This is a genomic window from Clavibacter sp. MX14-G9D, from assembly GCF_032917815.1.
GTDB lineage: Bacteria > Actinomycetota > Actinomycetes > Actinomycetales > Microbacteriaceae > Clavibacter > Clavibacter michiganensis_K.
Map to the genome: position 1 here is coordinate 1 of NZ_JAVCVL010000091.1, position 9,898 is coordinate 9,898.

Consider the following 9,898-nt stretch of genomic DNA (forward strand, 5'->3'; position numbering starts at 1 on the left):
CGACGCGCTCCTCGACCCCCGCGGCCCGCACGCGCTCGAGCGCATCCCGGGCGTCCGCCTCCGCGGCACCCGCACGGTGCACGTCGGGCACCGGGCGCGCTGACCCGCGCGGCGTCGTGGTCGCGCGGTCAGCGCAGCGCCGTCCCGCAGCCGGCTCAGCGCAGCCGCGTGAGCGCGAGGTGCGCCAGCAGCGCCGCCATGTCGCCGAGGACGGCGTCGTCGAAGACGACGTACGGCGAGTGGTTCGAGGCGCACGAGGCGGGGTCGACGCCGTCCGGTGACGCCCCCACCATCACGAAGGCGCCGGGCACGCGCTCCAGCACGAACGAGAAGTCCTCGGATCCCATCATCGGGTGCGGCATCGTCTGGTAGCGCCCGGCCCCGAACAGCGACGCCACCGCCGCCTCCACCCGCGCCACCTCGTCGGCGTCGTTCACCGTCGGCGGGTAGTGGCGCGAGAACTCGGCCGTGGTGGCGAGCCCGTGGGCGTCGCCGATGCCCTCGGCCAGCCGCACGGTCTCCCGCTCGAGGATCGCCAGGGCGCCCTCCGAGTGCGCGCGCACCGTCGCGCCGAGGCCGGCCGTCTCCGGGATCACGTTCCGCGTGGCGCTCCCGTTGAGCATCGTCACGGACAGCACCGCCGGGTCGAAGACGCTGGTGCGGCGGGCCACCATGGTGGAGAGCGCGAGCGTCAGCTCGGCCACCGCGGGCACCGGGTCGGCGACCTTCCAGGGCGTCGACCCGTGGCCGCCGTCCCCGCGGTACGTCGCGTAGAAGCTGTTCGAGCTGGCCATGACCGGCCCCGGCCGCGACTGGAACGCGCCGCGCTCGCCCGGACCGACGTGGAGCGCGTAGGCGGCGACGGGCAGCGAGCCCGACGCGTCGAGGAGGCCCTCCTCGATCATGATCTCCGCGCCGCCCCAGCTCTCCTCGCCGGGCTGGAACATGAGGAGCACGTCGCCGACGAGCTCCTCGCGCCGGGCCGCGAGGAGTCGGGCGGCGCCGACGAGCCCGGCGGTGTGCAGGTCGTGGCCGCACGCGTGCATGCTGCCGTTGGTCGCCTGGTAGTCGAGCCCCGTCTGCTCGGCGAGCGGCAGCGCGTCCATGTCGCCGCGCAGGAGCACGGTGGGGCCCGGGGATCCGCCGCGGAGCACGGCGACCACGGAGGTCGTGGCGGTGCCCGTCGTGATCTCCAGGCCGAGCCCCTCGAGGGCGGCGAGCACGGCGGCCTGGGTCGCGGGCAGGACGAGCCCGGCCTCGGGCTCGGCGTGCAGACGGCGCCGGAGGTCCTGCAGGCCGGGGAGCAGCTCCGCGGCGGCGGCGACCAGGGCGGCGTCGGGGGCGGATGCGGTCGCCGCCCCGGCCGCGGCACCGGCGTCGGTGTCGGCAACGGTGTCGGTGTCGGTGTCGGTGTCGACGGTCATGCGGGGATCCTCGTCTCTCGGTCGGCGGTGGCCTCGGCCGCGACGCGGTCCAGGAGGCCGATGGTGTCCTTCACGACGCGACCCGCCTGGGCCACGACGAGCACGTTCCCGGGGTCGCCGAGCCCGGCGATGTCGGCGAGCGGGTCGACGTCGGTGATCACGAGGTCGGCCAGGCGACCGGCCTCGAGCGTGCCGGTCGTCCCGGCGATGCCGAGGAGCTCCGCGGCGGTCCGGGTGCCGGCGACGATCGCGTCCATCGGGTCCATGCCGAGCTCCGCCATCCAGGCGAGCTCCCGCAGGTTCTGGCCGTGCGGGCCGACGCCCGAGTCGGTGCCGAGCGCGATGCGCACGCCCCGCTCGATGGCGTGCGCCACGTTGACCTTCGTGATCCCGGTCCACCGCGTCTTCTTGGCGTAGTGGTACGGCTCCATGCGGTCGCGGTCGATGCCGAGGAAGACGGTCGAGAGCGTCGGCACGAGGAACGTGCCGCGCTCCCCCATCATGTCGATGGCCTCGTCGTCGATGCCGTACCCGTGCTCGACGCTCGTCACGCCGCCGAGCACCGCGGCGTGGATCCCGGCCGTGCCCTGCGCGTGCGCCGCGAGCGGCGTCCCGCCGTGCCGCTCGAGCTCGTCGGCGATCGCGCGGACCTCGTCGATGCGGAGCCCCTCGTCCTCGGGGGCGTCGTGCGGGCTGCCCATCCCGCCCGTCGTGCAGATCTTCACCACGTCGGCGCCGGAGCGGAGGATGCGCCGCGCCGCGCGCCGCACCTCGTCGACCCCGTCGGCGATCTCGGACATGGCCTCCGTGTGCGTGTGCACGGCACCGCCCGGCAGGTGGAAGTCGCCGTGCCCGCCCGTGTGGCTGATGACCTTCACGGCCACGTGCAGGCGGGGCCCGGCGATGAGGCCGCGCTCGACCGCGATGCGGTACCCGGCGCTCAGGCCGCCGAGGTCGCGGGCCGTGGTCACGCCGGCCTCGAGCGTGCGGCGCATCCGGTCGGCCGTCTCGAAGGCGATCACGGCGGGCTCGGTGGCGACCCGGTGGTACGGGCCGTCGGCGCTGTCCATGGACAGGTGCACGTGGGTGTCGATGAAGCCCGGCAGCAGCGTGCGACCGGCGAGGTCGACGGTGCGGGCCCCGGCGGCGGGCGGAGCGCCGACGGCAGGTCCGGCGTAGGCGATCGTGCCCACGTCGTCGACGACGAGCACGGCGTCGTCCAGGGGCGGACGGCCGGTGCCGTCGATGAGGCGCGCGCCGGTGAGGCGCATCCCGGCGAGCGCGGGGACGGGGGGTCGGGACATGGGGATCCTCTCGTGCGGGCGGATGGGGCGGGAGCCGGCGCGCGGCCGGCCCCCGGTCAGTCGATGGAGAAGCCGGGCGCGCCGGGCACGGCCGCGAGGAGCGACCGCGTGTACGGGTGCTGGGGGTCGGAGTAGACCTGCTCGGTGGGGCCCTGCTCCACGACGTCGCCGCGGTAGAGCACCACGACGTCGTCGCTCACGTGCCGGACGACGGCCAGGTTGTGCGAGATGAACAGCATCGACAGCCCGAGCTCGCGGCGCAGGCGGGCGACGAGGTTCAGGATCTCGGCCTGCACCGACACGTCGAGCGCGGAGGTGATCTCGTCCGCGATGACGAACTCCGGCCGCACGAGGAGGCCCCGCGCGATGGCGATGCGCTGCCGCTGGCCGCCCGAGAACTCGTGCGGGTAGCGGTCGATCGCGTCGGCGGGCATGCGCACCACGCGCAGCCACTCCGCGATGAGGTCCCGGTGGCGGCGCACGTCCGGGTGGCGCGGATCCACCGCCTCGGCGAGCGCCTGCCCGATGGTGCGGCGGGGGTCGAGGGACGAGTAGGGATCCTGCGGGATCATCTGCACGCGGCGGCGCATGGCCGCGCGGTCGCGGCGTCCGAGCGTGCGCACGTCGACCCCGCCGATGCGGATGCTCCCCGCGCTCGGCCGTACCGTGCCGACGAGGGCCTTGGCCAGGGTGGACTTCCCGGACCCGCTCTCGCCGACGAGGCCCACGGTGCGGCCGGCGCCGACCGTGACGTCGACGCCGCGCAGCACGCGCACCGCCGGGGGTCCGCTGCCGAAGACCACGTCGAGGCCGCGCACCTCGAGCATGGGAGGGCCATCGGGGCTCGTCCGGGCGGGTCCCCCGCCCGAGTCGGTGCCGGTCGCGCGCGCGTCCGGCCGGACGTCGGCGTCGTCGATGCGGGCGCTCATCGCGCCACCTCCTGGGTGTCGGGCCGGGTGCCGGCCGTGCGGTCGGGATCGGCGCCGGGTCCCGCCGCCGTGCGCGCCTGCTCGCCGCGCCAGTCGACGACCGGGAGCTCGCCCACCCGCTCGGTGAGGCTCGGCGTCGCGGCGAGGAGCGCCCGCGTGTACGGGTGGACGGCCGTCGCCGCGTCGAGCCGGTCCGCGTCGATCTCCTCCACGATCTCGCCGCCGTTCATGACGAGGACGCGGTCGCACAGGGCGCGGACCACGCCGATGTCGTGCGAGATGAACATGACCGCCGTGCCGGTGTCCCGGTTGAGGCGCTTCAGCTCGCGGAGGATCTCCGCCTGCACGGTCACGTCGAGGGCCGTGGTCGGCTCGTCCGCGATGATCAGCTTCGGGTCGACCGCGAGCGCCGCGGCGATCATCGCCCGCTGCCGCATGCCGCCGGACAGCTCGTGCGGGTGCTGGCGCATCCGCTTCTCGGGGAGCGTCAGGTGCACGCGGCGGAGCGCGTCGAGCACGGTCGACCGGGCGGCGGCGCGCGACTGCCCGCGGTGCGTGCGGAGCACCTCCGTGAGCTGGGTCCCGAGCCGGAGCGCCGGGTTGAAGGTGCTGCCCGGGTCCTGGTAGACGAGGCTGACGGTCTGCGCGAGGACCCGCGGATCCACCCGGCCGAGCAGGTCGAGGTCGTCGAGCCGCATGGTCGCGGCCTCCGCCTCCAGCCCGTCGGCGAGGAGCCTGGCGACGCTCATCGCGGTGAGCGACTTGCCGGACCCGCTCTCCCCCACGATGCCGACGACCTCGCCGCGGCCGACCGTGAACGAGATGCCCTTCACCAGCGGCACGCCGGCGGAGGTGCGGACCCACAGGTCCTCGACCCGCACCATCGCGTCGAGCCCGGGGACGAGCGTGGTGCCCGCGCCGCGGACGGCGGCGGCCGACGCCCGCCGGCCCGCGCGGGGGTCGGCGGCGGCCGCGAGCCCGTCGCCCACGAGCATCGCGGCGAGCCCGGTGACGACGATGAGGACGGCCGGACCGACCGTCTGCTCGGGGCGCCCGGACAGCAGCGACGGCAGCGCCTCGTTGAGGAGCTTCCCGTAGTCGTACTGCGGCGACTGCACGCCGAGTCCGACGAAGGAGAGGGCGGAGATGGCCGTGAGCGACTGCGCGAACGTCGAGGCGGCGAGCACGAGGAGCGGCTCGGCCATGTTCGGCAGCATGTGGTCGGTGACGATCCGCCGGTCCCCGACGCCGAGGAGGCGGGCGGTGGAGACGTAGTCGCGCTGCGACACCTTCGCGGCGAGGTTCGCGGTCAGCCGCGCGAAGGTCGGGATGCCGGCCACGCCGATCGCGATGACGGCAGGGCCGGCGCCGGCCCCGAGGATCGCCGCCACGACCAGCGCGAGGAGGAGGCCGGGGAACGCGACCATGCCGTCGATGACGCGCAGGCACACCTCGCGGGCTCGCCGCGGCAGCAGCCACACGGCCGTGCCGGCGACGATCCCCGCGAGGACGGCGATGGCCGTGGCGCCGAGCGTCATGAGGAGCGTCAGCCGCGTGGCGACGAGGCTCCGGGCGAGCATGTCGTGCCCGGCCTGGTCGGTGCCGAGCGGATGCGCCGCCGAGGGCGCCGCGGCCCGCTCGGCCATGGTGTCCGCCTGCTCCTGCAGGAGGAGCGGCGCGACGATCCCCACGAGCACCACGGCGGCGAGGAGCACGAGGCCCGTCACGAGGCCGGGCGTCCAGTGGAATCGGCGGGGCGTGGAGCCGGGCGCCGGTACGACGGGTCCGGCGGGAGACTCCGCGGTGGCGCCCGTGGTCGTGTCAGTCATGTCGTCCTCCGAGGGTGCGCGAGTCGATGAGGCCGAGGGCCACGTCGACGAGCAGGTTGACGAGCGCGGCGATCATCCCGAGGACGAGCACCATGCCCTGGATCACGGGGAAGTCGCGGTCGAGGATGGCCTTGATGATCCCGGTGCCGAGCCCCGGGAGGGCGAAGACGCTCTCGATGATGAGCGCGCCGCCGAGCATGCCGCTGAGGATCAGGCCGCTCAGGGTGAGCGTCGTGGTCAGGAGGTTCGGCAGCACGTACTTGAGGTGCAGCGGGAGCGCGCCGAGCCGCCAGCCGCGGGCCGTGCGCACGTGGTCCTCCTCGAGCACCACCTGCGTCTCGCGGCGGACCACGCGGCTGATGGTGCAGATGGGGCCGATGGCGAGCGCCGCGATGGGCAGCACGTACGCGGCGGCGCCGGCGCGGGCGTTGTAGGCCGGCGGGAACAGCGGCAGGATGCCCACCCCGAGCGCGAGAAGCACCACGAGGATCGTCGCCATCACGTACCCGGGGACCGAGTCGAGGAAGCCCGTCACCGCGCCGAATGCCGTGTCGAGCCACCGCCGGCGGCCGCCGCGCGTCTGCACGCCGATCAGCATCCCGAGGGGCACCGCGACCACGAGGACCACGGCGATGCCGACGAGCGCGATGGTGGCGGTGAACGGCAGCCGGTTCTCGATGATGGTCGCGACCGGCTGCCGGTACTGGAAGGAGGTCCCGAGGTCGCCCTGCGCCAGCTGTGCGACGTACGCGCCGAACTGCTGCAGCACGGGCTGGTCGAGCCCGAGCTCCGTGCGGAGCGCCTCGATCTCGTCCACGGACGCGTCCGCCCCGGCGAGCGCCACCGCGGGGTCCCCCGGGATGAGCTGCACGATGAGGAACGACAGGACGACCAGGGCGACGAGCGTCCCGAGGAGCCCGAGGGCCCGGCGCACGGCGAAGTCGAGCCAGAGGGAGCGGCCCCGGCGGGCCGGGCGGGTGCCCGGGCCCGCCCCGCTGGATGTCCCCGGAGGGGCGACGGCGGCGGGGGCCGCGGTCGCGGCGACGGTGTCGGCGGTCATCGAGGGCGCCCGGGTCACTCGGCGACGACGCGCATGGTGGACGGGTCGACGTAGTCGTCGAAGGCGCGGATGCTGATGCCCTCGGCGGTCACGACCGTGGTCGGCACGGCCGCGAGCGGCGCCGCGGAGACGGTCTCGAGCACGGACGCCTGCGCGGCCTGCATGGGCGCGCACCGCTCCTCCGGGTCGACGACGGCCATCGCCTCGGTCAGCGCGGCGTAGCCCGCGTCGTCGACGACGCCCGTCTTGTTGCGGCCGCCGTCCTCCTGGCTCGGCCCCATGACGCGGAGCAGCGAGGAGGTGAGCGTGCCCATGAGGTTGATGTCGCCCTGCAGCGTCACGTCCCAGCCCGTGGGCGACCCCGTGGTGGTCGACCAGTTCGCGTTGTCGAGCTCGTCGTAGGAGACGTCGGCGCCCGCGGCGCGGAGCACCTCGGCGATGTACTCGTTGCCAGGGCCGAACAGCTGCGTGCCGACGAGGCGGATGGGCACGCCCGCGAGCGCCGCGGACGCCGCCTCCGGGTCCTCGGGGACGAGGAGGCCGTCGTCGGTGCTGACGCAGGAGACCGCGTCGGAGCTGACCGAGGCGATGCGCTCCCCGCGCCCGTCGGTGAGGACGTCGGTGAGGGCCACGCCGTCCACGGCCTGCGCGACGGCGCGTCGGAGGTCCGGACGGCCGGCGAACGGCGATCCCTCGCGCTGGTTGAAGAGGAGGTACGACGTGAGGCCCGTGACCTGCGTCTGCGTGAACGCGTCGTCGCCGTCGAAGCGCTCGACCTCCTCGCCGCTGAAGCTCGCGACGTCCACCCCGCGGGACAGGAGCTGCGTCGCGAGGGTGGCGGGGTCGGCGATGGGCGTGAACGTCACGGTCGTCGCGGGGGTCCCCTCGAGCGGTTCCGCGAAGGCGGGCCAGGCGTCGTAGTCGTCGCGGAGGGTCATCTCGTAGGAGACGGCGGGCTGCGACGCGGTCAGCGAGTACGGCCCGGAGAAGGCGCCGGGCACCGTGCCGGCGAGGAGCCCCTCCGGGTCGGCGAGCCCCGCGGGGCACACGATGCCCGAGTGCGGCAGCGTCATGCCGGTGAGGAAGTCGGCCCAGTCCTCCGACAGCGCGACGTGCACGGTGCCCGCGGCGTCGTCGGGGGTGATCTCGGCGGATGCTCCGCCGAGCGCGAGGGTGCGGCCGGTGGAGGCGGTGACGGGATCGGCGAAGCGCGTGAGCGAGTCCGCGACCACGGTCGGCGTGATGGGCGTCCCGTCGGCGCAGCTGGCGTCGTCGCGGATGGTGAAGGTGTAGTCGGAGGCGCTGGCGGCCTCCCAGTCGGTGGCGAGGCCGCCGACGAGGACGTTGCCGTCGTCCTTGCGGAGCAGCGTGTCGAAGAGCATGCGGTCGACGACGTAGTCGTCGGCGGCCCGGGCGAGGGCGGGGTCGAAGCCGCCGGGGTCGGTGCCGAGCGTCGCGTTGATGCTGTCGCCCGCGCTGCCCGCCCCTCCCGAGGCGCACGCGGTGAGCGAGAGGGCGGCGAGGGCGGCCAGCGAGGTGGCGGCGAGGTGGCGTGGTGCGGGCATCGGTCCTCCGGTGGGGCGGGTGCTGCGGATGGGGAGAGGGGCGTCGTCGCCGCCGGGGCGACGGATGCGCCACCGGTCCGCGCCGTGCGGCGCGATGTGAGGATGCTGCGCCTGGCGCGCCTGCTCCTTCGCCTTCGAGGCACGAATCGGCAGGATTCTTGACACCTCGCGCATCCGGATGCCAGATTCATGCCATGGCCGACCCCTTGGATTTCCAGCTCATTAACGCCGTGCAGATCAGCCCCCGCATCTCGTGGGCCCAGCTGAGCGGGATCCTGCAGGTCGACGCGTCGACCCTCTCGAGGCGCTGGCAGCGCCTCCTCGACGACCGGGTCGTGTGGTCGACGTGCTTCTACCTGGAGCCGCCGAGCGCGGGCGCGACCGAGGGGCTCGCGCTCCCCCGCCGTACCGCGCTGGTCGAGGTCATGTGCCGTCCGGGCCATCGCGAGGACGTCATCCGGGCGGTCTCGGGCCGCCGGCAGATCACGAGCGTGCACTGCACGAGCGGGTCGCGGGACCTCTACCTCACCCTCTCGGCGGCCGACCTCCTCGCGATCGACCGGCTCGTCGACGAGCTCGGCAGCTCGGTGCCGGGCATCGCCGGCACGCGCACCCACCACGTCCGCCGCTTCTTCCAGGAGGGGTCGAGCTACCGCGTGCCCGCCCTCACCGCGGCGCAGGCCCGGGCGGTCGAGGCGACGCTGCCGCAGAACCCGCGCCGCGCGGCGCCGACGCAGGCGTACCTCGACCTCATCGAGGCGCTCACCGACGACGTGCGGCGACCGGTCTCCTCCGTGCAGCAGCGCGTGGGCAAGTCGCTCGCGTCCGTGTCGCGCGGCATCGACACGCTCCTCGCGGCCAGCTGGGTGGGCTGGCGCATCGACTTCGCCTACAACCTGCTCGGCTGGGAGAGCTCGGCCATGATCTGGCTGAGCGTCGCGCAGGCCGAGATGGAGAAGGTCGCGGCGGCCCTCCGGCTGTTCCCGCAGCTGAGGATGTGCGCCTCCGTCACCGGGCAGGCGAACCTCGTCGCGTCGCTCTGGCTGCGGAACCTCGAGGAGCTCGACGACATCGAGAGCAAGCTCACCCGGGTGTTCCAGAACCTGCGCATCGTGGACCGCTGGGTGGTGCCGCGCGTCGCGAAGCGCACGGGCCACCTGTTCGACGACGAGGGCCGGTGGAGCTCGTTCGTGCCCATGGGGCTGGACGCCCACGTCGACGGGTGAGCCCGGCTCCGCCGTGCCCCCGGGCACGACGGGCTGGTCGGGCTCAGCGCGCCCCCGGCTCCGGATCGTCCGGGCGCGCCCACGCGATGGCGATGAGGCGGCGGAGCACGTCGAGGTCCACGTGGTCGAGGGTCCGCACGTACACGCAGCCGGCGCCCTCGGTGAAGGTGCCGAGCGACGGGAGGAGGGCCGCGCCCGCGGGCAGGTCCTTCAGCCCGTAGAGGGAGAGCTGCGCCTTCCGCGGCGAGAAGGCGGTGCGCGGCCAGGTCCCGCGCGTCCGCGGATCCCGGGCGGAGACGAAGCGGAAGCTGCCGTAGCCGACCATCGAGGGCCCCCACATGACCGGGTCGACGCCCGTCACCTCCCCGAACACCTCGGCGAGCCGGATCCCGTCGGCGCGGCGGCGCGGAGGCGTCGCGGCGTCGAGGAACGCGGCGACGTCCTGGTCGGTGGGCATCGTCTTCGCAGCGGCCATGCCGCCAGTGTGGCGGTCCGGGCGGGCCGCGGCCAGCCCTGCCCGCGCGTGGGCGGTCAGGGGGCCGCGGGCGCGCTCGCCGCCGG

8 protein-coding genes are annotated in these 9,898 nt (G+C 74.8%); 1 reads left to right on the forward strand and 7 read right to left on the reverse strand.

Annotated features, from left to right (window positions below):
* Positions 1-155 precede the first annotated feature (155 nt).
* The 6 genes from Q6969_RS08935 to Q6969_RS08960 are packed head-to-tail and all read right to left on the reverse strand — an operon-like array spanning position 156 to position 8,111.
* Positions 156-1,424 carry a M20 family metallopeptidase gene (locus tag Q6969_RS08935; RefSeq protein WP_317230115.1) on the reverse strand — a complete coding sequence of 423 codons (1,269 nt, stop codon included), beginning with the start codon at positions 1,422-1,424 and terminating at the stop codon, positions 156-158.
* Positions 1,421-2,728, reverse strand: coding sequence for an amidohydrolase family protein (locus tag Q6969_RS08940; RefSeq protein WP_317230116.1), 1,308 nt, complete (start codon positions 2,726-2,728; stop codon positions 1,421-1,423). Before Q6969_RS08940 ends, Q6969_RS08935 begins: the two co-directional genes overlap by 4 nt.
* A 56-nt stretch (positions 2,729-2,784) precedes the next feature.
* On the reverse strand, positions 2,785-3,657 hold the full coding sequence (locus Q6969_RS08945; protein WP_317230117.1) for an ABC transporter ATP-binding protein: 873 nt from the start codon (positions 3,655-3,657) through the stop codon (positions 2,785-2,787).
* On the reverse strand, positions 3,654-5,486 hold the full coding sequence (locus Q6969_RS08950) for a dipeptide/oligopeptide/nickel ABC transporter permease/ATP-binding protein (RefSeq protein ID WP_317230118.1): 1,833 nt from the start codon (positions 5,484-5,486) through the stop codon (positions 3,654-3,656). Before Q6969_RS08950 ends, Q6969_RS08945 begins: the two co-directional genes overlap by 4 nt.
* A complete protein-coding gene (locus Q6969_RS08955) occupies positions 5,479-6,546 on the reverse strand; it encodes an ABC transporter permease (RefSeq protein WP_317230119.1) in 1,068 nt (355 codons plus the stop codon). The genes Q6969_RS08950 and Q6969_RS08955 overlap by 8 nt, the downstream gene beginning before the upstream one ends.
* Before the next feature lie 14 nt (positions 6,547-6,560).
* Positions 6,561-8,111 carry an ABC transporter substrate-binding protein gene (locus tag Q6969_RS08960; protein ID WP_317230120.1) on the reverse strand — a complete coding sequence of 517 codons (1,551 nt, stop codon included), beginning with the start codon at positions 8,109-8,111 and terminating at the stop codon, positions 6,561-6,563.
* Positions 8,112-8,305: 194 nt separating this feature from the next.
* Between Q6969_RS08960 and Q6969_RS08965 the strand changes: the two genes are divergently transcribed.
* Complete coding sequence (locus Q6969_RS08965; RefSeq protein ID WP_317230121.1) at positions 8,306-9,337, forward strand: Lrp/AsnC family transcriptional regulator; 1,032 nt, start codon at positions 8,306-8,308, stop codon at positions 9,335-9,337.
* A gap of 43 nt (positions 9,338-9,380) precedes the next feature.
* On the opposite strand, the gene Q6969_RS08970 is transcribed toward Q6969_RS08965, so the two are convergent.
* Positions 9,381-9,812, reverse strand: a complete 432-nt coding sequence (locus Q6969_RS08970) for a DUF1801 domain-containing protein (protein ID WP_317230122.1) — start codon at positions 9,810-9,812, stop codon at positions 9,381-9,383.
* Between the last annotated feature and the right edge of the window lie 86 nt (positions 9,813-9,898).